This is a genomic window from Vibrio sp. zbq_1 (assembly GCF_043102935.1).
GTDB classification, from domain to species: domain Bacteria; phylum Pseudomonadota; class Gammaproteobacteria; order Enterobacterales; family Vibrionaceae; genus Vibrio; species Vibrio parahaemolyticus.
In genome coordinates, this window is sequence record NZ_JBICJH010000041.1 from 20315 (window position 1) to 44912 (window position 24598).

The 24598-nt window shown below is 45.4% G+C and carries 21 protein-coding genes; 10 read left to right on the forward strand and 11 right to left on the reverse strand.

What is annotated here, in order from left to right; translation table 11 throughout:
* Positions 1-2 precede the first annotated feature (2 nt).
* From ACF8CV_RS18020 to nadC, 4 genes are all read right to left on the reverse strand, one after another.
* Positions 3-1226 (reverse strand): type II secretion system F family protein, encoded by a 1224-nt coding sequence (locus ACF8CV_RS18020; protein WP_005462561.1) that lies wholly within the window; start codon positions 1224-1226, stop codon positions 3-5.
* 23 nt (positions 1227-1249) lie between these two features.
* Complete coding sequence (gene pilB, locus ACF8CV_RS18025) at positions 1250-2935, reverse strand: type IV-A pilus assembly ATPase PilB (RefSeq protein WP_021450017.1); 1686 nt, start codon at positions 2933-2935, stop codon at positions 1250-1252.
* The gene (locus ACF8CV_RS18030) at positions 2935-3399 is read right to left on the reverse strand and encodes a prepilin-type N-terminal cleavage/methylation domain-containing protein (protein WP_021450016.1); all 465 of its coding nucleotides are present in this window, start codon (positions 3397-3399) and stop codon (positions 2935-2937) included. Before ACF8CV_RS18030 ends, pilB begins: the two co-directional genes overlap by 1 nt.
* Before the next feature lie 263 nt (positions 3400-3662).
* The gene (gene nadC / locus ACF8CV_RS18035; protein ID WP_015297249.1) at positions 3663-4550 is read right to left on the reverse strand and encodes a carboxylating nicotinate-nucleotide diphosphorylase; all 888 of its coding nucleotides are present in this window, start codon (positions 4548-4550) and stop codon (positions 3663-3665) included.
* A 92-nt stretch (positions 4551-4642) separates the two neighbouring features.
* On the opposite strand from nadC, the gene ampD reads away from it, so the two are divergent.
* The 5 genes from ampD (at position 4643) to lpdA (ending at position 12681) form a co-directional block, all read left to right on the forward strand.
* A complete protein-coding gene (ampD, locus tag ACF8CV_RS18040; RefSeq protein ID WP_005462574.1) occupies positions 4643-5194 on the forward strand; it encodes a 1,6-anhydro-N-acetylmuramyl-L-alanine amidase AmpD in 552 nt (183 codons plus the stop codon).
* A 405-nt stretch (positions 5195-5599) separates the two neighbouring features.
* Positions 5600-6367, forward strand: a complete 768-nt coding sequence (pdhR, locus tag ACF8CV_RS18045) for a pyruvate dehydrogenase complex transcriptional repressor PdhR (protein WP_005462576.1) — start codon at positions 5600-5602, stop codon at positions 6365-6367.
* A 48-nt stretch (positions 6368-6415) separates the two neighbouring features.
* On the forward strand, positions 6416-9079 hold the full coding sequence (aceE, locus tag ACF8CV_RS18050) for a pyruvate dehydrogenase (acetyl-transferring), homodimeric type (protein ID WP_005462566.1): 2664 nt from the start codon (positions 6416-6418) through the stop codon (positions 9077-9079).
* 19 nt (positions 9080-9098) lie between these two features.
* Complete coding sequence (gene aceF / locus ACF8CV_RS18055; RefSeq protein WP_031847487.1) at positions 9099-10985, forward strand: pyruvate dehydrogenase complex dihydrolipoyllysine-residue acetyltransferase; 1887 nt, start codon at positions 9099-9101, stop codon at positions 10983-10985.
* A gap of 268 nt (positions 10986-11253) precedes the next feature.
* Positions 11254-12681, forward strand: coding sequence for a dihydrolipoyl dehydrogenase (gene lpdA, locus ACF8CV_RS18060; protein ID WP_005479684.1), 1428 nt, complete (start codon positions 11254-11256; stop codon positions 12679-12681).
* A 127-nt stretch (positions 12682-12808) separates the two neighbouring features.
* Here the strand turns inward: lpdA and opaR are convergent, their stop codons facing one another.
* A complete protein-coding gene (gene opaR / locus ACF8CV_RS18065) occupies positions 12809-13423 on the reverse strand; it encodes a transcriptional regulator OpaR (RefSeq protein ID WP_005479697.1) in 615 nt (204 codons plus the stop codon).
* Positions 13424-13741: 318 nt separating this feature from the next.
* Between opaR and hpt the strand changes: the two genes are divergently transcribed.
* A complete protein-coding gene (gene hpt, locus ACF8CV_RS18070) occupies positions 13742-14272 on the forward strand; it encodes a hypoxanthine phosphoribosyltransferase (protein ID WP_005479701.1) in 531 nt (176 codons plus the stop codon).
* Positions 14273-14345: 73 nt separating this feature from the next.
* Here the strand turns inward: hpt and can are convergent, their stop codons facing one another.
* Positions 14346-15014, reverse strand: coding sequence for a carbonate dehydratase (can, locus tag ACF8CV_RS18075; RefSeq protein ID WP_005462578.1), 669 nt, complete (start codon positions 15012-15014; stop codon positions 14346-14348).
* A 283-nt stretch (positions 15015-15297) separates the two neighbouring features.
* On the opposite strand from can, the gene ACF8CV_RS18080 reads away from it, so the two are divergent.
* The 4 genes from ACF8CV_RS18080 to ACF8CV_RS18095 all read left to right on the forward strand — a co-directional run bounded on the left by ACF8CV_RS18080 (position 15298) and on the right by ACF8CV_RS18095 (position 19967).
* On the forward strand, positions 15298-16968 hold the full coding sequence (locus ACF8CV_RS18080) for a SulP family inorganic anion transporter (protein WP_138938306.1): 1671 nt from the start codon (positions 15298-15300) through the stop codon (positions 16966-16968).
* A gap of 252 nt (positions 16969-17220) precedes the next feature.
* A complete protein-coding gene (locus tag ACF8CV_RS18085) occupies positions 17221-18138 on the forward strand; it encodes an ABC transporter ATP-binding protein (RefSeq protein ID WP_024702450.1) in 918 nt (305 codons plus the stop codon).
* Entirely contained in the window at positions 18139-18909 is a 771-nt protein-coding gene (locus ACF8CV_RS18090; protein ID WP_138938305.1) for an ABC transporter permease, read from the forward strand.
* A gap of 128 nt (positions 18910-19037) precedes the next feature.
* Entirely contained in the window at positions 19038-19967 is a 930-nt protein-coding gene (locus tag ACF8CV_RS18095) for a Kdo(2)-lipid IV(A) acyltransferase (protein WP_138938304.1), read from the forward strand.
* Between the two features lie 51 nt (positions 19968-20018).
* On the opposite strand, the gene panC is transcribed toward ACF8CV_RS18095, so the two are convergent.
* The 5 genes from panC to gluQRS all read right to left on the reverse strand — a co-directional run bounded on the left by panC (position 20019) and on the right by gluQRS (position 24570).
* Positions 20019-20924, reverse strand: a complete 906-nt coding sequence (panC, locus tag ACF8CV_RS18100) for a pantoate--beta-alanine ligase (protein WP_138938303.1) — start codon at positions 20922-20924, stop codon at positions 20019-20021.
* A gap of 11 nt (positions 20925-20935) precedes the next feature.
* Complete coding sequence (gene panB, locus ACF8CV_RS18105; protein ID WP_005454450.1) at positions 20936-21730, reverse strand: 3-methyl-2-oxobutanoate hydroxymethyltransferase; 795 nt, start codon at positions 21728-21730, stop codon at positions 20936-20938.
* Positions 21731-21754: 24 nt separating this feature from the next.
* Entirely contained in the window at positions 21755-22240 is a 486-nt protein-coding gene (gene folK, locus ACF8CV_RS18110) for a 2-amino-4-hydroxy-6-hydroxymethyldihydropteridine diphosphokinase (RefSeq protein ID WP_005494002.1), read from the reverse strand.
* Positions 22237-23604 carry a polynucleotide adenylyltransferase PcnB gene (pcnB, locus tag ACF8CV_RS18115; protein ID WP_015297242.1) on the reverse strand — a complete coding sequence of 456 codons (1368 nt, stop codon included), beginning with the start codon at positions 23602-23604 and terminating at the stop codon, positions 22237-22239. Before pcnB ends, folK begins: the two co-directional genes overlap by 4 nt.
* Positions 23605-23685: 81 nt before the next feature.
* The gene (gluQRS, locus tag ACF8CV_RS18120) at positions 23686-24570 is read right to left on the reverse strand and encodes a tRNA glutamyl-Q(34) synthetase GluQRS (RefSeq protein WP_021450009.1); all 885 of its coding nucleotides are present in this window, start codon (positions 24568-24570) and stop codon (positions 23686-23688) included.
* Positions 24571-24598 lie beyond the last annotated feature (28 nt).

The window sequence follows — 24598 nt, forward strand, 5'->3', positions numbered from 1 at the left end:
TTCTAGCCCAATACACTCATTAAGTTAAAGATTGGCAAGTACATTGCTGTGACCAAGCCACCGACAACGATACCTAAAAAAACGATAATTAATGGTTCTAAGATTTTACTGAGGTTATCTACGGTGTTGTCCACTTCAAACTCGTAAATTGTGGCGACTTTATTGAGCATATCGTCAAGTCGGCCGGATTCTTCGCCGATCATAACCATTTGCAGCACCAACTCAGGGAACACGTTGCAATTGCGCATTGCAACATACATCGGCATTCCTGCTGCGGTATCGCGATAAACCTCTTCGATAGCCAATTGATAATGCATATTTCCGGACGTTTTCGAGGTGGTTTTTAAACTGGTTAAAATCGGAATGCCCGCCGTAAAGCTCGTAGCGAGGGTTCGACTAAATTTTGCGATAGCGGCTTTCGATAAAACTGCCCCAAGGACTGGAAACTTAAGTACAGATCGGTTGAGCATTAAACGAAAAGAATCTGAACGTTTAGAGAGTACTCTCGCGGAGATAAATAAACTGATGGAACCAAGTGCGATAAATGGGCTCCAGTTTTGTGTCCAAGCGGAAAGATCTAAGACTTGCCTTGTAAACCATGGCAGTTCAGCACCAAAGCCAACAAACATTTTTTCAAACTCGGGAATGACCTTGGTTAGCATGATAAACGATACTCCCAGTGCAACTAGAATAACCATGGCTGGATATATTAGAGCCTTGATCACTTTGGCTCTAAGCTGCTCATTTTTTTCCCTGTAGGTGGCTAAGCGTTCGAACACTTCGGCTAAGTTGCCCGATTGTTCTCCTGTCGCAATCAGGTCGGTATACAGCGGGTCAAAATGGTTACTGGCGGTACGCATCGCTTTGGACATCGGCGTACCCGCTTCAACAGCCCGAGTTACACTCATCAAAATGGATTTCATTTCCGCCTTTTTGTGGTTATCAGAGACCAATTTCAATGCTTGTACTAGCGGCACACCGGTTACTAGCATCGTTGAGATTTGACGAGTGAAAACCGTGATGTCTTTTCCTTTTACGCGATGGCTAAGTTTGGTCAAAAAAGAGATGCTGCTTTTCTTTAGCTTTTTGATTTTGATGTGCTGGGCATCTAAGCGCTCTCGTACTTCGATTTCGCTCATTGCCAGAGTTTGACCAGAGGTCTTTTTTCCTGAGCTGTTGACGCCTTTCCAACGGAAGTTCTTTAATTGTGGTGTCGTAGTTTTCATAGGGGTAACTGCTGATTAAAGGATTAGAAATAGAGCACGCGTTGTAACTCACTAAAGCTTGTGATGCCTTGTTTGAGTTTTTCTATTCCGGACATTTGCAAGGTGCTCATGCCGTTCGCAATGGCAAGCTTTTCCAGTTCATGTACCGAGGCTCCTTTAATAAGAGCTTCGGATAGAGATTCATCAAAGCGCATGACTTCATAGATACCTGTTCGGCCAGAATAACCATGGGTGCATTCGTTGCAACCATCTGGATTGGCTCTAAAAATGTTGTCAGTTGTTTGAATGCCGAGGTGCTGAAGTTGAACGGTATGCTCTTGCGGTTGTTTACAATATGGACAAAGTTTGCGAGCTAGGCGTTGGGCAATAATCAAACTAAGAGAAGAGGCGAGGTTAAAACTTTCTACGCCCATGTTTGATAAACGAATGATGGTTTCAGCCGCAGAGTTGGTATGCAAAGTAGAGAGCACTAAGTGACCGGTTTGGGAAGCCTTGATGGCGATTTCCGCAGTATCTAGGTCTCGAATTTCACCCACCATGACCACATCGGGATCTTGACGCAGAAAAGAACGTAGTGCTTCTGCAAAGCCAAAACCAATCTTAGGTTGGACTTGAACTTGGTTAATGCCCGATAAGTTAATTTCTACTGGGTCTTCCGCTGTGGAGATGTTGATCTCTGGTTTATTGAGAATATTTAGCCCAGTGTACAACGAAACGGTTTTGCCGCTTCCTGTTGGACCTGTCATCAGAATCATACCTTGTGGACGACGCAGAGCCTCTAAATACAGCTGTTTTTGTTGCTCACTATAACCAAGCTTGTCGATATCCAGTGATGCAGAGCTGCTATCGAGCAGTCGTAGTACGATCTTCTCTCCAAACAAGGTAGGTAGAGTGGATACCCGCATATCAATCGCGGTGTCTTGATTCAGTTTGAGTTTAATTCGCCCATCTTGTGGTAAACGTCGCTCTGCAATATCAAGTTTAGAGAGAATTTTGATACGAGCTGATAAGCGACGACTCAAGTGATTTGGCGGTTGCTGAGTTTCGATCAAAATGCCATCGCAACGTAGACGAACTCGGTACATCTTTTCATAAGGCTCAAAGTGGATATCGGATGCGCCTTTACGCACCGCGTCCAACAGAATTTGGTTGATGTAGCGGCTAACGGGCGACTCGTCTTGGCTCAAGTCTTCGATATTGTCGATTTCATCTGCACCGACATCCACCAGACTCGCTAGCTCTTCTTGGTTGATCTCTTTGAGTTGGGAGCGTTCCTGACCGATGGCACGCCCGTACAAGCGACGAATTGCCGCGCTGAGTTGACGAAAATCCGCCAACACCAATTCAACCTGTAAACCAGTGGCAAAGCGGAAATCATCTTCAGCTTGTTGATTCGTGGGGTCGGCAACCGCTAACAATAACGTTGAAGGAGTACGGCGGAGCGGGAGTGCATTATGTCGTGTGATTAATTCACGTAGGCCGAGCTGTTGGCAAAGCGAAGCATATTCATATTGAGATAACTCGGGCTGACTTAAGCCAAAAATAGAACTTAAGTGCTCTGCCAGTTCGCTTGACGTGAAGAATCCAGAACTGAGTAAAGCCTCCGGCATCGAGATGCCAGAAGCGTTGATTTGTTCTATTAACGATTCTTCCTGGGCTAAGCTAAGCAAGCCTGATTGGCGAAGAACGGTTGATAGATGATTAGACATTAGTTACCTGAACAGTCAATGCCGCGGCCAGGAGTAGTGTCGCTACATCCTGTACCGGCAATATCCCACTGAACGACACCGTTGCCAATAGTTGGAGTAAACTCAAGTTCTAGTAAAGTACCTGCATCATCAACACCTGTAGTTACCATTGTAATAACGCCGTCAGCGACGGTAACCGCATCTACATATGAAATAGTCGCGCCGTCATTACCAGTAGCGATTGTTGCTGGAATATCATTAGTAGCTTGGTCGCAGCCTGTAAGCTGGCCAAGATCCTGTGCGCACATTGCAACTGCTGTTTTGAAACCGCTAATACCAGCCGCGGCTCCGGCTACTCGCGTACGTTGTGTGTAGTCTGAGTATGCTGGGATAGCAAAAGCAGATAATACCCCGATAATCGCCACGACAATCATCAATTCAATCAAGGTAAAACCTTGTTGTTTTTTCTGTTTACTGTGTTTCATTTTCTTTCCTTCTTAATGAAATAAATAATGCCCTTGCATTAGCGAAGGATTATGGAGACTTCATAAAGGTTGAAAATGGGGAAGAGATGGGGTCTCGAGTGAGGTAAAACTCTTTGGTGGAAAGTTGCATATCGTATGCAGAGTTTTGCGAGTAGTGCTATTTTTTTAGTGGATAAAAAGAAAGGGCCTAGTGGCCCTTTTTAATGATGAATTACTCACAACTTACTGAGTTAGTTGAAGTAATTTAAATTTTGTTGCTTGTGTTATTTGAAGCGCATCGAAAGATCCATCGCTTTTAGATGCTTAGTTAGTGCGCCTACCGAAATGTAATCGACTCCGGTTTCTGCGTATTCAGCGATAGTATCTAGAGTGATGTTGCCTGAGTTTTCTAAAGCGGCACGGCCTGCGTTAATCTCTACGGCTTCACGCATCATTTCTTTGGTGAAGTTATCTAGCATGATGATGTCGGCACCTGCGTCGATCGCTTCTTGTAGCTCAGCCAGGCTTTCTGTTTCTACTTCTACTGGTTTGCCAGGATTGAGCTCTTTTGCTGTGGTGATTGCTTGAGTAATTCCGCCACACGCGATGATGTGGTTTTCTTTGATGAGGTAAGCGTCGAACACTCCGATACGATGGTTAAAACCGCCACCACAAGCAACGGCGTACTTCAGCGCACTTCGAAGACCTGGAATGGTTTTGCGAGTGTCTAACAAACGACAATCGGTATGCGCGATTTTTGCTGCATACTCAGCGGTTGTTGTTGCACAGCCAGAAAGGGTTTGAATAAAGTTCATTGCGTTGCGCTCGCCCGTTAATAGGTCACGAGCTGGGCCAGTCAGCGTGCAAAGTGTTTGGTTTGGCTCGACTTTATCACCATCTTTTACATGCCATTCGATAGTGACTTTGCCGCCAAGCTGTTTAAATACTTCATCTGCCCAAGCTTGACCACAAAACACACCGTGTTCACGAGTGATGATGGTTGCGGTATTCATTGCATCAGCAGGAATAAGAGATGCAGTGATATCTTGTGACGCATCCAACGTGCCACCTAGATCTTCTTTTAAGGTATCGGCGACAGAGCGGGTGATTTCTAAAGGAAGTTGTTGCTTGAGGTATTCTAGGCGTTCTTGGCTGTTGTGTGTGTTCTTCATCGCAAATCTAGTCTTGAAAGGGAGATGGCATCGAATGATACTCTCCGGTGTCAATAATTTCAGCAGTTAATTTGCAAACTATAGAGGTTGATATGTCCCCAATTATCGATAATGGATGGTTGACTCACGCAAAGCATGTTCCATCACCATTTTTTGATGCACGCAACAGCGAACACGATATCTCTCTATTAGTTGTTCATAACATCAGTTTGCCACCTGGTCAGTTTGGTGGGCCGTATATTGAAGATTTTTTCAGCGGCAATCTTGATCCTAACGCGCACCCATTTTTTGAGGTAATTCACAAAATGGGCGTTTCAGCGCATTGTTTAATTAAGCGCGACGGTGAGATTGTCCAGTTCGTTTCATTTCTTGATAGAGCATGGCATGCGGGGCAATCAAGCTTTGCCGGGAGAGACCGTTGCAATGATTACTCTATTGGCATTGAGCTAGAGGGAACAGAATTTGTGGCGTATACAGAAGAGCAATATCAATCACTTGCTCGATTAACTCAAGCCATCATGCATCAATATCCTCAAATCACCTTGCCACGAATTACCGGCCATCAATACATTGCTCCCTTGAGAAAAAGTGATCCTGGTCTAAGCTTTGATTGGGTTAAATATAGGCAGCTGGTTCAACGTTGATTTGTAGCAAAACTGTAAATTCAAAAAACGGAAATAAATAAGGCATACGATCAGGTATGCCTTTTTTTGATACGAGAAATATTAATGGTTGTTAAAAATTAACTACATTTTTACGACTAATGAGTTCGTTTTGGTGAATAAATAGACTGATCATTTTGTCATTTTTTGTATTTCTTTTCCAAAACCGCTAGCACGTCGAATTCCCATTTGTTTTGTTAATGTAATTGGTCAGACCAATTTTTTTGCCGTTTTAATAGTCAATTGTTATCAGACTGTTGGTTGCAAGTCCGTTCTATGATTTAGGTCAATTTTTGGCTGGACAGTTGCGTTTTAATTATGTTAATTTCTGCACCAACTTAAAATTGGTATTACCAATTACCTGCAAGAGTAGAAGAACAATAAATTATGGCTTATCAAAGGATTCGTCAGCCAAAGCTCTCTGATGTTATTGAACAAGAGTTAGAAAGGTTGATTGTGGAAGGAACATTGTCTCCGGGGCAACAATTGCCACCTGAGCGCGAACTGGCGAAACAGTTCGATGTGTCTCGTCCTTCAGTCCGTGAAGCCATCCAACGCTTAGAAGCGAAACGTTTGTTAACTCGTCGCCAAGGTGGCGGTACTTTCGTTAGCGAAAACATCTGGAAAAGCTTTTCCGATCCTTTGCTGAATTTGTTGTCTAGCCACTCTGAAACCCAACTTGATTTGCTTGAGTCACGTCATGCAATGGAAGGGATTTCGGCGTATTTTGCAGCTTTGCGTGGTACCGAAGAAGATTTTGCACGCATTCAAGGCTGCCTTGAGCGCATTAGTAAAGAGCAAGCAAACAACGATATCGAAGCGGAATCAGCGGAAGTTATGCAGTTTTTAATTGCCATAACAGAAGCGGCTCATAATGTCGTGTTACTGCACATTGTGCGTAGCTTAGCTCCTCTACTTGAGCAAAACATTCTACAGAATTTTAAATTACTACGTCGCCGCCCAGAGGCGGTCGAGAAAGTGAGTAAACACCGAGCTAACATTGTGGATGCGATTGTTTCTGGTCAGCCTGAAAAGGCTCGTGAGATGTCTCATTCGCACTTGGCTTACATCGAAGAAACATTGTTGGATTTGACTCGAGAAGAGTCTCGACGAGAGCGTTCTCTGCGTCGAATTCAGCAGGGTAACAACTCGTAAGAGTGTTACTTAAATAAGTAGATCCAACCAACAGAAGGATAGATCGCCATGTCTGATATGAAGCATGACGTAGATGCACTGGAAACTCAAGAATGGCTACAAGCACTTGAGTCAGTTGTACGTGAAGAAGGTGTAGAACGCGCTCAGTACCTACTAGAGCAGGTTCTAGACAAAGCACGTCTAGACGGTGTTGATATGCCAACAGGTATCACAACTAACTACATCAACACGATTCCTGCAGACCAAGAGCCAGCTTACCCTGGTGACACAACGCTTGAGCGCCGTATTCGTTCCATCATTCGCTGGAACGCAATCATGATCGTTCTTCGCGCATCTAAGAAAGACCTAGAATTAGGCGGCCACATGGCGTCTTTCCAGTCTTCTGCTGCATTCTACGAAACATGTTTCAACCACTTCTTCCGTGCGCCAAACGAGAAGGACGGTGGTGACCTAGTTTACTACCAAGGTCACATCTCACCGGGTATCTACGCTCGTGCGTTCGTTGAAGGTCGTCTAACTGAAGAGCAGCTAGACAACTTCCGTCAAGAAGTGGATGGTAAAGGTATCCCATCATACCCGCACCCTAAACTAATGCCTGAATTCTGGCAGTTCCCAACCGTATCTATGGGTCTAGGTCCGATCTCTGCGATCTACCAAGCTCGTTTCCTTAAGTACCTTGAAGGCCGCGGCATGAAAGATACTTCTGAGCAGCGCGTTTACGCGTTCCTAGGTGACGGTGAGATGGATGAGCCTGAATCACGTGGTGCTATCTCTTTCGCTGCGCGTGAGAAGCTAGACAACCTATGTTTCCTAATCAACTGTAACCTACAGCGTCTAGACGGCCCTGTAATGGGTAACGGTAAGATCATTCAAGAACTTGAAGGTCTGTTCAAAGGTGCTGGCTGGAACGTAGTGAAAGTGATCTGGGGTAACAACTGGGATTCTCTACTAGCTAAAGACACCACTGGTAAGCTTCTACAGCTTATGAACGAAACAATCGATGGCGATTACCAAACGTTCAAAGCGAAAGATGGCGCATACGTGCGTGAGCACTTCTTCGGTAAGTACCCAGAAACTGCTGCACTAGTTGCTGACATGACTGATGACGAAATCTTCGCACTTAAGCGTGGTGGTCACGAGTCTTCTAAGCTTTACGCTGCTTACAAAAACGCGGCAGAAACTAAAGGCCGTCCAACGGTTATCCTAGCTAAGACTGTTAAAGGTTACGGCATGGGTGAAGCGGCTGAAGGTAAGAACATCGCGCACCAAGTTAAGAAGATGGATATGACTCACGTACTACACCTACGTGATCGTCTAGGTCTACAAGACATCCTAACTGACGAAGCTGTGAAAGAACTTCCGTACCTGAAACTTGAAGAAGGTTCAAAAGAGTACGAATACCTACACGCTCGTCGTAAAGCGCTACACGGCTACACGCCACAGCGTCTACCAAACTTCACTCAAGAACTCATCGTTCCTGAGCTAGAAGAATTCAAGCCACTACTAGAAGAACAGAAGCGTGATATCTCTTCTACTATGGCATTCGTACGTGCACTTAACGTTCTACTTAAGAACAAGAACATTGGTAAGAACATCGTTCCTATCATTGCTGACGAAGCGCGTACATTCGGTATGGAAGGTCTGTTCCGTCAAATCGGTATTTACAACCCGCACGGCCAGAACTACACACCACAAGACCGCGACATCGTATCTTACTACAAAGAAGCAACGTCAGGTCAGGTTCTACAAGAAGGTATCAACGAGCTAGGTGCTATGTCTTCATGGGTTGCTGCTGCGACTTCATACTCGACAAACGACCTACCAATGATCCCGTTCTACATCTACTACTCAATGTTCGGCTTCCAACGTGTTGGCGACATGGCGTGGATGGCGGGCGACCAACAAGCACGTGGTTTCCTACTAGGTGCAACCGCTGGTCGTACAACGCTGAACGGCGAAGGTCTACAGCACGAAGACGGTCACTCGCACATCATGGCGGGTACGGTTCCTAACTGTATCTCTTACGACCCAACATTCGCGTACGAAGTAGCAGTAATCATGCAAGACGGTATCCGTCGCATGTACGGCCCTGATCAAGAGAACGTGTTCTACTACCTAACGCTAATGAACGAAAACTACGCAATGCCAGCAATGCCAGAAGGCGCTGAAGAAGGCATCCGTAAAGGTATCTACAAGCTAGAAACTTACACGGGCGATAAAGCGAAAGTTCAGCTAATGAGCTCAGGTACTATCATGAATGAAGTACGTAAAGCAGCTCAAATCCTAAGCGAAGAGTACGGTGTTGCTTCTGATGTTTACTCTGTAACGTCATTCAACGAACTGACTCGCGACGGTCAAGATGCAGAGCGTTTCAACATGCTTCACCCAGAAGCGGAAGCGAAAGTACCTTACATCCAAACAGTAATGGGTACTGAGCCAGCTATCGCAGCAACTGACTACATGAAGAACTACGCAGAGCAGGTTCGTGCATTCATTCCTGCTGAGTCTTTCAAAGTTCTTGGTACTGATGGCTTCGGTCGTTCAGACAGCCGTGAAAACCTACGTCGTCACTTCGAAGTGAACGCAGGTTACGTAGTAGTAGCAGCACTAACTGAACTAGCGAAACGTGGCGAAGTTGAGAAATCTGTAATTGCTGAAGCAATTAAGAAATTCGACATCGACACTGAGAAAACTAACCCGCTATACGCTTAATTAAGAAGGTAGATAAGAAATGGCAATCGAAATTAATGTACCAGACATCGGTGCGGATGAGGTTGAAGTTACTGAGATTCTTGTAAGCGTTGGCGACAAGGTTGAAGAAGAACAGTCTCTGATCACTGTTGAAGGCGATAAAGCTTCTATGGAAGTTCCTGCTTCTCAAGCGGGTATCGTTAAAGAAATCAAAGTTGCAGAAGGCGACAAGGTTTCTACTGGTTCTCTAATCATGATTTTCGAAGCCGAGGGTGCAGCTGACGCTGCACCTGCTCCTGCGGCAGAAGCGGCTCCAGCAGCGGCTCCAGCTCCAGCAGCAGCGGCAGAACTGAAAGAAGTTCACGTACCAGACATCGGTGGTGACGAAGTTGAAGTTACTGAAATCATGGTAGCAATCGGCGACAGCATCGAAGAAGAGCAATCTCTTATCACTGTAGAAGGCGACAAAGCTTCTATGGAAGTTCCTGCACCATTCGCAGGTACGCTTAAAGAGATCAAAGTAGCAGCAGGCGATAAAGTATCGACTGGCTCTCTAATCATGGTATTCGAAACTGCAGGTTCAGGTGCTCCAGCAGCTCCTGCGGCAGTTGAAGCTCCAGCGGCAGCAGCTCCAGCAGCGTCTGCGGCAAAAGAAGTTAACGTTCCAGATATCGGTGGCGACGAAGTAGAAGTGACTGAAATCATGGTTGCAGTTGGCGACACAGTGGAAGAAGAGCAATCTCTGATCACTGTAGAAGGCGACAAAGCTTCTATGGAAGTTCCTGCACCATTCGCTGGCACAGTTAAAGAAATCAAGATTGCAGCTGGCGACAAAGTGTCTACTGGTTCACTAATCATGGTATTCGAAGTGGCGGGCGCAGCACCTGCTCCGGCAGCGGCTCCAGCTCAAGCGGCAGCACCTGCAGCGGCTCCTGCTCCTAAAGCAGAAGCACCAGCGGCAGCAGCTCCAGCAGCTGGCGACTTCCAAGACAATGATGAGTACGCTCACGCGTCTCCAGTTGTTCGTCGTCTAGCTCGTGAGTTCGGCGTAAACCTTTCTAAGGTTAAAGGTTCTGGTCGTAAGAGCCGTATCCTGAAAGAAGACGTTCAGAACTACGTGAAAGAAGCGCTTAAGCGTCTTGAATCTGGTGCAGCAGCATCTGGCAAAGGCGACGGTGCAGCTCTTGGTCTACTACCATGGCCAAAAGTGGACTTCAGCAAGTTCGGTGAGACAGAAGTACAACCGCTATCTCGCATTAAGAAGATCTCTGGTGCTAACCTACACCGTAACTGGGTAATGATCCCGCACGTTACACAATGGGATAACGCAGACATCACGGCTCTTGAAGCATTCCGTAAAGAGCAAAACGCGATTGAAGCGAAGAAAGACACTGGCATGAAGATCACTCCACTTGTGTTCATCATGAAAGCGGCTGCTAAAGCACTTGAAGCGTTCCCAGCGTTCAACTCTTCTCTATCAGAAGACGGTGAGAGCCTAATTCTGAAGAAATACGTGAACATCGGTATCGCAGTAGATACACCAAACGGTCTAGTTGTTCCTGTATTTAAAGACGTGAACAAGAAAGGCATCTACGAGCTATCTGAAGAGCTAATGGCTGTTTCTAAGAAAGCACGTGCAGGCAAGCTAACTGCTGCTGACATGCAAGGTGGCTGTTTCACTATCTCTAGCCTAGGTGGTATCGGCGGTACGGCGTTTACTCCAATCGTAAACGCGCCAGAAGTTGGTATCCTAGGTGTGTCTAAGTCAGAAATGAAACCTGTATGGAACGGTAAAGAGTTCGAACCGCGTCTACAACTTCCACTGTCTCTATCATACGACCACCGTGTGATCGATGGTGCTGAAGGTGCGCGCTTCATCACTTACCTAAATTCATGTCTATCTGACATTCGTCGTCTAGTTCTTTAATAGAAGTTAGATGAATGAGAGGCGGCAATTTAGCCGCCTCTGCTAATAATAATTACCGGACAATTTGGTTATCTCCCTTATTCTCTACAGGGTTTTCACAATCGAATTGTTGTCTAGCTCACAGGCTAAATTGATTTACTTTTCACACCATTAACATCTCTGTAAACTGTTGGCGGTCTGAAAATAATTGTTTAAAACGAATAACTCTTAAACAGAAAAAATCGATACCCACTCAGCCTGTTAGGGATAATGACTACAAGAGGTCAAAATGAGCAAAGAAATTAAAGCCCAAGTTGTTGTACTTGGTTCTGGTCCTGCTGGTTACTCCGCTGCCTTCCGTTGTGCAGACTTAGGTCTTGAAACTGTACTTGTTGAACGTTACAGCACTCTAGGTGGTGTGTGTCTGAACGTGGGTTGTATCCCATCTAAAGCACTTCTACACGTTTCTAAAGTAATTGAAGAAGCGAAAGCGATGGCTGATCACGGCGTTGTGTTCGGCGAACCGCAAACAGACATCAACAAGATCCGTATCTGGAAAGAAAAAGTTGTTAACCAACTAACTGGCGGCCTAAGCGGCATGGCTAAGATGCGTAACGTAACAGTTGTTAACGGTTACGGTAAGTTCACTGGCCCTAACTCTATCCTTGTAGAAGGTGAAGGCGAGTCAACCGTTGTTAACTTCGACAACGCAATCGTTGCGGCTGGTTCTCGTCCAATCAAACTGCCATTTATCCCGCATGAAGACCCACGTATTTGGGACTCTACTGACGCTCTTGAACTGAAAGAAGTGCCAGAAAAACTGCTTATCATGGGTGGTGGTATCATCGGTCTAGAAATGGGTACGGTTTACCACTCTCTAGGTTCTAAAGTTGAAGTCGTTGAGATGTTTGACCAGGTAATCCCTGCAGCAGACAAAGATATCGTTAAGGTTTACACCAAGCGTATCAAAGACAAGTTCAAGCTAATGCTAGAAACGAAAGTAACAGCAGTTGAAGCGAAAGAAGACGGTATCTACGTTTCAATGGAAGGCAAAAAAGCACCTGCTGAAGCAGAGCGCTACGATGCAGTTCTAGTTGCTATCGGTCGTGTACCAAACGGCAAACTTATCGACGGTGAAAAAGCGGGTCTAGAAATCGACGAGCGCGGCTTCATCAACGTTGATAAGCAAATGCGTACTAACGTTCCTCACATCTTCGCGATCGGTGATATCGTTGGTCAGCCAATGCTTGCTCACAAAGGTGTGCATGAAGGCCACGTAGCGGCTGAAGTTATCTCTGGTAAGAAGCACTACTTTGACCCTAAAGTTATCCCTTCAATCGCGTACACTGAGCCAGAAGTGGCTTGGGTTGGTAAGACAGAGAAAGAAGCGAAAGCAGAAGGCATCAAGTACGAAGTGGCGACATTCCCATGGGCTGCATCAGGTCGTGCAATCGCATCTGACTGTTCAGATGGTATGACTAAGCTGATCTTCGACAAAGAAACTCATCGCGTAATTGGTGGTGCTATCGTTGGTACTAACGGTGGTGAACTACTAGGCGAAATCGGTCTGGCGATCGAGATGGGCTGTGATGCAGAAGATATCGCTCTGACTATCCACGCTCACCCAACTCTACACGAGTCTGTGGGTCTAGCTGCTGAAGTATTTGAAGGTTCAATCACTGACCTTCCAAATAAAAAAGCAGTTAAGAAGAAGTAAGTTCTCTTACTGAAAGAATAATAAAAACCGCTGAACTTCAGCGGTTTTTTTGTATTTGAATGTTCGAAGCGGACAAACATAGAAAAGCCCACCATGTGGTGGGCTTGTTTGTATTCAAATCGGAGCTTTAGTGTTCGCGATTGTAGATGCAAAGCATATCTAGGTAAGCGCTCACGAGCTCTTTCAACTCGGCTTCACCTTTGAAGCGGTTTGCTTGTACGAACAGCGAGTAACAAATACCGTGGAATAGATTTGCCAAGTGTTCTGAATCGTGTTGATCACACACTTCACCGCGTTCAATCGCTTTAATGAACATGTTTTGAACCAATAATTGGTTAGTGCGGTTGGTAGACACAAATAGAGGCCAAACTTCATCACGAGTTGATGCGCTCCACTCGAACCAAACTTTCAGCCAGTGACAATCTTGGCTTACAAGCTCGATCATCGCATTGGTGATGTTTGCGATGTTTTCACGAGCGTGTATGTCTAGGTCGATATTGTCCGAAAGGAAATTCGAGAACTGACGGACAACATGGTTGAGAACTTCATCAACCAAATCTTCGCGAGTTGGGAAGTAGTTAAAAACGGTTGCAACAGACACTTGCGCAATTTCAGCAATATCTGCGTGACCACCACGGCCAATACCACGGCGTGCAAATACTTCTAACGCGATTTCCATGAGTTGTTGCTTACGTTTAAGAGGAGAAAGCCTAGTTCTAGGTCTCTTTGCAATTGAGTCCATATCCATTTTCCTTGCCATTTGAGTTGTTGTTGGGGGTAACCCCCTAATTGATTATTTTAATAATTGCTTTAAGCAGTGATGAGTGTAATGGTGCATATGCACAAGGTCAACATCTGATGGATAATTTATAGACAGTAATGTCATTATTATTGATAAGTTTTGCTGTAAACTTTCGAAAATTTGGCAGCGCTCCCAAGAATTTTCCGCAAAAGGATGTGACTTTCAACCCACTCTTCGTGGTGATACACTACACGCCGTAAGATTAGGTGATCGTTTGCGTGCGACCTACCTCAACCCACAAACTAAATTGAGCACAGTATGAAACATACAATAGAAGTCATGATTTCTGAGCAAGAAGTTCAGGAACGAATTCGTGAATTAGGCAAACAAATTACAGAGCGTTACCAAGGCAGTGAAGACCTAGTTTTGGTTGGCTTGTTGCGTGGTTCTTTTGTATTTATGGCCGACCTAGCGCGTGCTATTGAACTGACTCATCAAGTTGATTTTATGACGGCATCAAGCTACGGCAACACGATGGAAAGCTCACGCGATGTACGCATCTTGAAAGATTTGGATGATGACATTAAAGGCAAAGACGTTTTGCTTGTTGAAGACATCATCGATACAGGTAACACGCTAAATAAAATTCGCGAAATCCTATCGCTACGTGAACCTAAATCTATCGCGATTTGTACGCTACTAGACAAGCCATCTCGCCGTGAAGTAAATGTGCCAGTTGATTGGATTGGTTTCGAGATCCCTGACGAGTTCGTTGTTGGTGTTGGTATCGATTACGCTCAAAAATACCGTCACCTACCATTCATCGGTAAAGTGGTTCCTCAAGAATAATTGAGTTCACTATTCGAAATACAAAAAAACGCCCATATAAATGGGCGTTTTTTATTTATTCAGATTTTATGGCTTAGCGACACAGAAGCTTATTGTCAGGGTTTAAAATCGTCGACAGTGCTTTCTGGTACGATGCTTCAACGGTCTCTTTAGAATTAGAGCGAATACCTAAATATTCAAGGCGACCATCTTCAATTCCGTATACGACACCATGAATTTCGACATCTTGCCCGCGCTCCCATGCGTTTTGCATGATGGTTGAATTGCCTAGGTTATAAACTTGTTCTGCAACGTTAATTTCACCAAGCTTGTCGGCACGATCTTCAACAGGCATTTGATCTAAGTAAGAACGATGCTTGAAGTAAAGATCTCTGATGTGCAGTAGCCAGTTATTGATAAGCCCGAGTTGAGGGTTATCTATCGCTGCGTTAACACCGCCGCAACCGTAGTGACCACACACAATAATGTGCTTCACCTTGAGTACATCAACGGCGTATTGAACAACGGAAAGGCAATTGAGATCTGTGTGAATGACTTGGTTTGCAACATTGCGGTGAACAAATAATTCACCGGAGTAAAGGCCGGTTAATCGTTCTGCGGGTACTCGACTATCGGAGCAGCCAATCCAAAGAAAATCAGGCTTTTGGCCTTCGGCGAGCTTAGCGAAATATTCAGGACGGTCAGATTTGATTTCTTCCGACCATTTTGAATTATTCTCAAATAACTGTTTAATTTCCGGCATCTTGCAAACTACTTCCCTTAAATGACAAAAGCACTCATCGCAATTGAAACATATCAAGCGATCAATGTTGTAACTATACACAATGTTACAATTTCGATCCCGTTAAATATGCGTCAGACAGGACTCATCTGACGTGTTCTTGGAAATAAATTCGTACAATTCAGACCGCTTATTAGATAACGAATTAAGCCATAATTTATTTATGGTTTAATTTTTCACATTCCTCGTTAAAGTAATGACATTTTACTTATTTAATTTTGAAGTTAATGCAGGGAGCTAAACGGTGTTCGGTAGTCGTTTTAAAGATATCAATTTCAAAGGGGATATATTTGGCGGGGTGACCACGGCCATTATTTCTCTCCCTTTGGCGTTGGCGTTCGGGGTTGCTTCGGGGGCGGGTGCAGAAGCTGGCCTTTGGGGCGCCATAATGGTGGGCTTGTTTGCCTCCTTATTTGGTGGCTCAAATACACTTATCTCAGAACCCACGGGGCCGATGACGGTGATCATGACAGCCGTATTGACCAGTATGATGGCGAAGTACCCTGAAACAGGTATGGCGATGACGTTTACTGTTGTCATGATGGCGGGTGCATTTCAGATCTTGCTTGGAACGCTGAAGATGGGTAAATACGTCACCTTAATGCCTTACAGCGTGATCTCCGGCTTTATGTCGGGTATTGGTGTCATACTCATCATTCTTCAATTGTCGCCACTCCTGGGGCACGCTGCGCCTACGGGAGGAGTGCTAGGGACATTGTCCGCGCTGCCTGAAACCATTTCTAATCTAAAATTTAACGAGCTTTTCCTTGGCTTGCTGACATTAGGCATTCTGTTCTTTTTCCCAAAGAAGTATCGCAAATATGTACCCGCCCAATTGGTGGCACTGGTCGCAGTGACCTTATTATCGGTGATGTTGTTTGATACGGAAGATATCCGCCGTATCGGGGAAATTCCGGCTGGCCTGCCATCTTTGGTCGCGCCACATATCGACCCCGATATGTTCGTTGAAATGGTCATCGATGCATTGGTGTTAGGTACGCTCGGTTGTATTGATACCTTGTTAACGGCGGTTATCGGTGACTCACTTACCCGTAAAGAGCACGATTCCGACAAAGAGCTTCGTGGTCAGGGCTTAGCGAATATGATTTCAGGTTTATTCGGCGCACTTCCAGGAGCTGGTGCGACGATGGGCACGGTGACAAACATCCAAGTTGGCGCTCGCTCTCCATTATCTGGTGTGGTGCGAGCCTTAGTACTGGCTCTGGTTGTTTTGGTGGCTGGTGGATTAACCGAACCTATCCCAATGGCAGTGCTAGCAGGCATCGCGGTGTACGTTGGCTTTAACATCTTAGACTGGAGCTTTATCCAGCGCGCGCATAAGGTCAGTTTTTCTGGCATGGCGATCATGTATGGCGTGATGCTACTGACAGTGTTTGTTGATCTCATTGTGGCCGTTGGTTTGGGTGTGTTTGTTTCAAACATCATGATTATTGAGCGCTTGAGTCGCGAACAAGCTCGTCAGGTAAAGGCCATCAGTGATGCCGACGAAGACGATGTGCCACTGACGGACAGTGAACGAGGATTGTTAGATCGCGCCAATGGGCGAGTGTTGTTCTTCTATCTCTCTGGCCCAATGATTTTCAGTGTGTCTAAGGCCATTTCTCGTCAACACACCAGTATTTCAGATTACGACGTGATGATCTTGGATTTGACCGATGTTCCTATGCTGGATGTTACGGTGGGCCTAGCACTCGAAAACGCCATTAAAGACGCGTTAGATGCTCGCTGTGAAGTGTACTTGTTGTGTCCGAATCAGCGTACTCGAGAGCAACTAGAGAAGTTTCATGTCATCGACCTAGTGCCGGATAACAATACGTATCAGTTCCGCTACGAAGCTTTGAATGCGGCTGTCGCGCATGTTGAATCGGATCACTACCAGCGAATGACAGCTTAATTTTCACGTTCTGTATGAAAGCGCTGCTCAGTCTGTTTAGCGGCGCTTTTTTTGTTTCCCCTTAACCCCCTCAATAGAAAACCTTGAAGATTACAAGGTTGATATTTCCAATATTGTCGAAAGGTTTAATTGTAATCATCGTTATTCGACGATAAACTAATGAAACTTTCTCCAGCTTCCTACTAAGCTTCAGGTGATGCTTATCTTGGAACTGGTCATCCCAATTCACTAACAGATGGCAATCATTACGCTATGTACGCATTAGAAATTGAACAATTACGTAAAACGTATGCGGGCGGCTTTGAAGCGTTAAAAGGCATCAGTCTACAAGTTAAAAAAGGTGACTTTTACGCGCTTCTTGGACCTAACGGTGCAGGAAAATCAACCACGATCGGCATCATCTCTTCTTTGGTTAATAAGACCTCTGGAGTGGCAAAAGTTTTTGGTTATGACATTGATACTGACTTAGAACTTGCCAAGCAAAACCTTGGTTTAGTGCCTCAAGAATTCAACTTCAACCAATTTGAAACGGTTGAGCAGATCGTCATTCAACAAGCTGGTTACTATGGTGTTTCTAAAATTCTGGCAAAAGAGCGAGCAGAAAAATACCTGAAGAAGCTCGATTTATGGGAGAAGCGCAAAGAGCGTGCTCGAAACTTATCGGGTGGTATGAAGCGTCGTTTGATGATTGCTCGCGCGCTCATGCACGAGCCAAAACTGCTGATTTTGGATGAGCCGACGGCTGGGGTGGACATTGAGCTACGTCGTTCAATGTGGGATTTCCTCAAAGAAATCAATCAGCAGCAAGGGATCACTATCATTCTTACTACGCACTATTTAGAAGAAGCGGAAATGCTGTGTCGCAACATAGGCATTATCAATCGCGGCGAGTTGATTGAAAACACCACCATGAAAGCGTTGCTCAGCAAGCTCAGCGTAGAAACCTTTATTCTAGATATCGAGACTGACGGTGAAGTGCCTGAGTTGAATGGTGTCAATCGTCAAAGCTTAATTGATGGCTCATTAGAAATTGAGTTAGATAAAAGCCAAGGTCTCAATGCGGTGTTTGCTCAATTAACGGAACATGGCGTGAAAGTGCTGTCGATGCGCAATAAAGCCAACCGATTAGAAGAACTGTTTGTCAGCATTGTCAGAGAGGGGGGCAAGTAAATGTACCAACTGTATTGGACGGCATTTCGTAGTTTGCTGGGTAAAGAGGTGACGCGTTTCTCGCGTATTTGGGTGCAAACCTTGGTACCACCAGCGATTACAATGACGCTGTATTTCATCATCTTTGGTAATCTGATCGGTTCTCGAATTGGTGAAATGAGCGGATTTAGCTATATGGAATACATCGTGCCGGGTTTGATCATGATGTCGGTGATCACCAACTCATATTCAAATGTCGCGTCTTCATTCTTTAGTGCAAAACTGCAAAAGAACATTGAAGAGTTGTTGGTTGCACCTGTGCCAAACTACGTCATCATCGCAGGTTATGTCATGGGTGGTGTAACCCGTGGCTTGCTGGTTGGTGCTATTGTGACGTGCGTGTCGCTGCTGTTTGTGGATCTACAGGTTGAGCACTGGGGTATCATTGTGGCGACGGTATTTATGACGTCGGTGGTGTTTGCTCTTGGTGGATTGATCAATGCGGTTTACGCAAAGACGTTTGATGACATCTCAATCATTCCTACGTTTGTCTTAACGCCGCTTACCTATCTTGGCGGTGTGTTTTATTCGATTAGCCTGTTGCCTGAGTTTTGGGAAGGTGTATCGAAAATCAACCCAATTGTTTACATGGTGAATGCATTCCGTTACGGATTTTTAGGCGTATCGGATGTCGGTATCGTGACTTCATTTAGTGTACTTGGTGTGTTTGTTGTGATGCTGTACGCCATTGCCCACTATTTGGTAACAAAAGGGATTGGGCTACGAAGCTAAGCCATGCTCATAAAGAAAAAGAGCAGCTATTTACGCTGCTCTTTTGCATGCACAACAATACATACCCATACAATCTTCCGGTTTTTATCATGATAGGTTTCAATCATTTGTAATAAATGAGTGATCCTATGAATATTGTCCCGCCGCCGCTTTTTTCCTATCAGTTACTTAAGCCCAAATATTGGTCTGTTTGGCTGGCATTTGGATCTCTAGCAATCATTGTTAATGTACTGCCGTATGTGGTTTTACGAATCTTAGGTAGAAGCATCGGTTGCGTTGCGATGCATTTAATGAAGCGCCGATACATGATCGCTTTGCGTAATCTTCAGCTATGTTTTCCTGATTACACAGATTGGCAATGCAAGGATGTGGTACGAAAAAACTTTCAATACACGGGAATGGCGCTCATCGAAACTGGTATCGCTTGGTTTTGGCCAGACTGGCGAATTAATCGCATAACTTCTATTGTTGGCAAAGATCGTCTGCTCACAGAGGAAAAGAACGGTCGCGGTGTATTAGTGGTGTGTAGTCACCATTTGAACTTGGAAATAACCGCTCGTATCTTCAGCCAATTTGCCAAAGGCTATGGTGTTTACCGTCCAAACTCAAACCCTGCTTATGAATTTATTCAACATCGAGGCCGAACTCGTTTTGGGCATCAAATGATCGATCGAAAAGACGTGAAATCAATGCTCAAAGTTTTGAAAAATGGCCATCGACTTTGGTATTTACCTGATCATGATTATGGTGCCAACCATTCTGTTTTTGCACCGTTTTTTGCCGTTGAACAAGCTGCGAGCACTGTGGGGTCTAGTGTGCTTATTGACGCAACAAAGTGCGCGGTCATATCAGGTGTCACAGTGAGCAGGAATCATCACTACACGTTGTATATTGGGAAGGATCTCAGTGAGTATTTTGAAAAGCGTAATGCGATGAAAGCGGCAAGTATCTTGAACCAAGAACTCGAAAAAATGATAAGACGCGATATTCCTGCGTGGATGTGGTTGCACAAACGGTTTAAAACACGTCCTGAAGGATTTGATTGCGTCTATACGTAGAACATAAAAAAGGTCGACACAAGGTCGACCTTTTTCTTTTGAGCGTTTGGCTTATTCAGCGTTTGCTGTGGTGCCATCATTAGATTCTGTTTCATCTTTCGATTCCACAACCATATCAACGGTTTGGTTGTCGATAAGACGAGCTTGACCTAAGAATGCCGACATCAGAATTACAGCTTGTGTCGTTTCTGGTGTGATCACTTGCAGAGTACGAGCATCACGAATGAAGATCTCATCAGGCTGAAGACCGGCAGCGCGTAGCTGATCATTTGCATCTTCAATGATGGATGCGTAATCATCGCGGCCACCACGAATGGCACTGCTGATCCAACGCATTGTACGAGCAAGCACTGGCGCACGTTGACGTTCATCCAATGTCAGCAGGCCATTACGTGAACTCATTGCTAAACCGTCCATCTCTCGTACGGTTGGTACACCAATGATTTCAATATCCATTGCTAGGTCATCAACCATCTTGCGGATAACAGCAAGTTGTTGGAAGTCCTTCTCGCCGAAGCATGCTACATCCGGTTGTACGATGTTAAATAGCTTATTCACAATGGTCGTCACGCCACGGAAGTGACCTGGGCGAGACGCGCCTTCTAGAATCGTTGAGAGGCCAGGAACATCGACGAAGGTTTGCTTATCCAGACCTTCTGGGTAGATGATTTCTGGAGTTGGCGTGAATACCACATCGACGCCTTCTGCCGTCAACTTGCTTAAGTCTTCTTCAAGCGTACGTGGGTAGTTATTTAAATCGTCTGCACGATCAAATTGCATCGGGTTTACAAAGATGCTTACGACAACGATATCAGCGTATTCGCGTGCTTTACGCACTAAAGTTAAGTGACCTTCGTGAAGGTTGCCCATTGTAGGGACGAAGGCAATTTTACGACCTTCACGTTTAAAGGTTTTAAGGTGTTCACGAACAGCTGAGATTTCCGCAAAAGTTTGCATGCTTTTATCCTCTAGGCAATGGTATGAGCGTCGTCTGGGAATACACCGTTTGCTACATCTTCAATGTATTTTGCAACGGCTTTGCGCATATCACCTGTTTCAGCAAGGAAGTTTTTGGAGAATTTAGGCATGTAGTTGGCAGAGATGCCGAACATATCATGCATTACAAGAATCTGACCATCCGTTACGTTACCCGCACCGATACCGATGACTGGCACGTCGAGTACTTTAGTAATGCGCTCTGCCAGTTCTGCAGGCACACATTCTAGTAGGACGATTTGAGCGCCTGCTTCTTGTAGCGCTAACGCATCTTTTACCATGCGATCCGCTTTTTCTTGATCGCGACCTTGGATTTTGTAACCACCAAAAATGTTAACAGACTGAGGGGTTAAGCCAAGGTGAGCACAGACTGGCACTGCGCGTTCAGTAAGCATCTTAACGGTATCAACTAGCCAGTCGCCGCCTTCGATTTTTACCATGTTTGCGCCTGCGCGCATCAATTTTGCCGCGTTCTCACACGCTTGCTCTGGTGTTGCGTAGCTCATGAATGGCATATCGGCCATTAGCAAGCAATTCGGGCTGCCAGCACGCACACAGCGAGTGTGGTACACGATGTCGTCTACCGTTACTGGTAGCGTATCGTTTTCACCTTGCAATACCATACCAAGTGAATCACCAACTAAAAGAACGGGCATTTCTTGGCTTTCAAAAAGTTGTGCAAAGCTCGCATCGTAAGCGGTTGAAGTAGCAAATTTACGACCTTCTTGCTTCCACTTGATAAGGTCGTTGATGGTCATCTTTTTCATTGTTTTATCCTTACTAGGAGCTGGCTATGACTGCCAAATTCTGAGGCCGTTTCTATCTACTTGTTCCAGTAGTTCAGAGACCTCGGTCCCATCAGGGAGTTGTAAACTTGGTGCAATTTCCGCAAGAGGGTAGAGTACGAATTCGCGCTCTCGCATTCCGTAATGAGGAACAATAAGTCTTTCGGAATTAATCACCTCATTGCCGTAAAGAACGATATCAAGATCCAAGGTTCTTGGTCCCCAACGTTCGTCTTTTCGGACACGCCCTTGCTCTTGCTCAATTGCTTGAGTGCAATCAAGTAGCTCAAGAGGCGTCAAATTTGTTTTGATCGCCACAACCGCATTGATGTAATCCGGCTGATTTTGTGGCCCCATAGGCGTGCTGCTGTATAGCGAAGACGCTTGTACAAACTCAGAGTTTGGTAACGTTTTTAGAGCCTCAATCGCTTGCTGAGCTTGGCTGACAGGATCAGCCAAGTTACTGCCTACCGCAATGTACGCTGTGATCATGATTTCGGCTTACTCTTTTTCTTGCGAAAGGTTTTGCGGCGACGTTGGCCCGATTTTGGTGCTTGACCATCTAGGTCTGCGGCCATCGCTTGGCGCATTTCTCGGCCTGCATTTTGGAAAGTTTCCCACCACTTAGCAAGCTTCAGAGTGTCGCCACCCTCAATTTCACCGCGCATTTCAAGAAAATCAAAGCCAGCTCTAAATTTGTTGAGTTCCATTAGGCGGAACGCACGTTTGCCATTGCGTCGTGGAAGGCGCAATTGCAGCTGCCAAATCTCACGGATGGTCGCAGTATGGCGACGTGGAATTGCGATGGTGCGAACTTGATCATCAAGAATGATGTTGCTCGCTTCCATGATCGCGTCGTAATGACACAAGTTATGTTGATCCATGAGTTTGTCTGCTAGTGCACACAGCGGGTACCACAGCATCGCAGCAAACATAAATGCTGGGTTAATGCGCTTGCCATCTTCAATACGCATGTCTGTGGAATCCAACACAAGATCGAGCATTTGTTCAGTATGCGACGAGTAGTCTTCTGTGAAGTGCTCCGAAATGGCTGGGAACAGCTGTTGGAATAAGTTGTATTCACGTAGCAGGTGGTATGTCTCTAGACCATGGCCTGACTGCAAGAGTTTGAGTGACTCTTCGAAAAGACGAGCGGAAGGAATTTCACGCAGTAGCGGCGCCATCTCTTCGATTGGTGCTGCGGTGTCTTCTTCAATATCAAAGTCCAGTTTCACGGCAAAGCGAACCGCACGCAGCATGCGCACTGGGTCTTCACGGTAGCGTGTTTCTGGATCGCCAATCAGACGAATCAGACGATCTTCTAAATCTTCGATACCGCGCGCGTAGTCGTGGATCGAGTAATCAGCGATGTTGTAGTACATCGAGTTGATCGTAAAGTCACGGCGCTCAGCGTCTTCATCAATGGTGCCGTACACGTTATCGCGTAGCAGCATACCTTCTTTAGATTGCTGAGAGATGTTTTTGTTCTTTTGCTCTTGATGGTGACCGCGGAATGTCGCCACTTCGATGATGTCTCGGCCAAACATAATGTGTGCCAGACGGAAGCGTCGGCCAATCAAGCGGCAGTTTCTAAATAGCTGCTTGATCTGTTCTGGCGTTGCGTTGGTCGCAATATCAAAGTCTTTCGGTTTTTGTCCAAGCAGTAAGTCTCGAACCCCGCCACCCACAAGAAAAGCATCGAAACCAGCACCGTTTAGTCGGTACAGCACTTTCAGTGCGTTGTCACTGATCTGCTTACGCGAAATGTTGTGCTCTTCACGAGTTATTACATTGAGAGCGAGCTCTGGAACTGTGGCAGGTTCGCTTGGTGTATAGTCGTTTGTATTCATGTGCATCTGGCAATAACTGGGTTTAATCCAATCTTGCTTTGGTTAGTTATCTGCGCCTCTAGGGCTGATTTTGCGGCTAATGATAGCCTACACAGTGCCATTTGAGAATCGCGGTGTGATCTCGATCTCTGATGGCAGTTGTTCTAAGCGCCAATTTTCGCAGCCCCAACGAAGAATTTCGTTCATGCTGGCGGCTTTTATTTCTTCAGGCACATCAAAGCCTAAAAACGTCATGGCATGCAATAAAGCTGGCTTAGGGTTTTCGATATCAATAGCTGTCGCGTGATTTTGTTTCGACAATTTGTTGCCGTTGTCATCCATCGCCAATGGTAAATGCAAGTAGCTAACTTCAGGTTGTCCAAGGATTTGGTACAAACTGATTTGGCGTCCTGTTGGTTCAATCAGGTCTGCACCTCGAACCACTTCAGTAACCCCTTGGTCGATGTCGTCCAATACTACCGCAAGATTATAAGCAAATAATCCATCTCGACGTTTAATAATGAAATCTTCATTAACCAATTGCTCTGGAATCTCAATCATTCCATGTTTCTGATCGAGGAAGCGGGCGACGGGTTTGGTCATTTTTAGGCGAATCGCGCCTTCTTTCAAGTTTTTATCTCGGCAAGTTCCCGGATAAAAGCCACCGTGCTCTTTAATTTGCTTGCGAGTGCATTGGCAATAATAGGCGTCACCGTTGTCGAGCCAAGCGTCGATCTGTGCTTGGTAAAGGTCATGACGCTCGCTTTGATACACCACTTCTCCATCCCAATGCAACTGGTAAGCTTTAAGCGCTTCTAGAATCAGTTGCGAAGCGCCGGGCATTTCTCTTGGTGGATCAAGATCTTCAATGCGTACTAACCAAATTCCGTTGTTTGCTTTGGCTTGAAAATAACTGCCAAGCGCAGCAATCAATGAGCCAAAGTGTAATGGGCCAGAAGGGGATGGGGCAAATCGACCTACGTAGCGTGCCATGGGTGTATCTCGAATTTATTAGATGTAC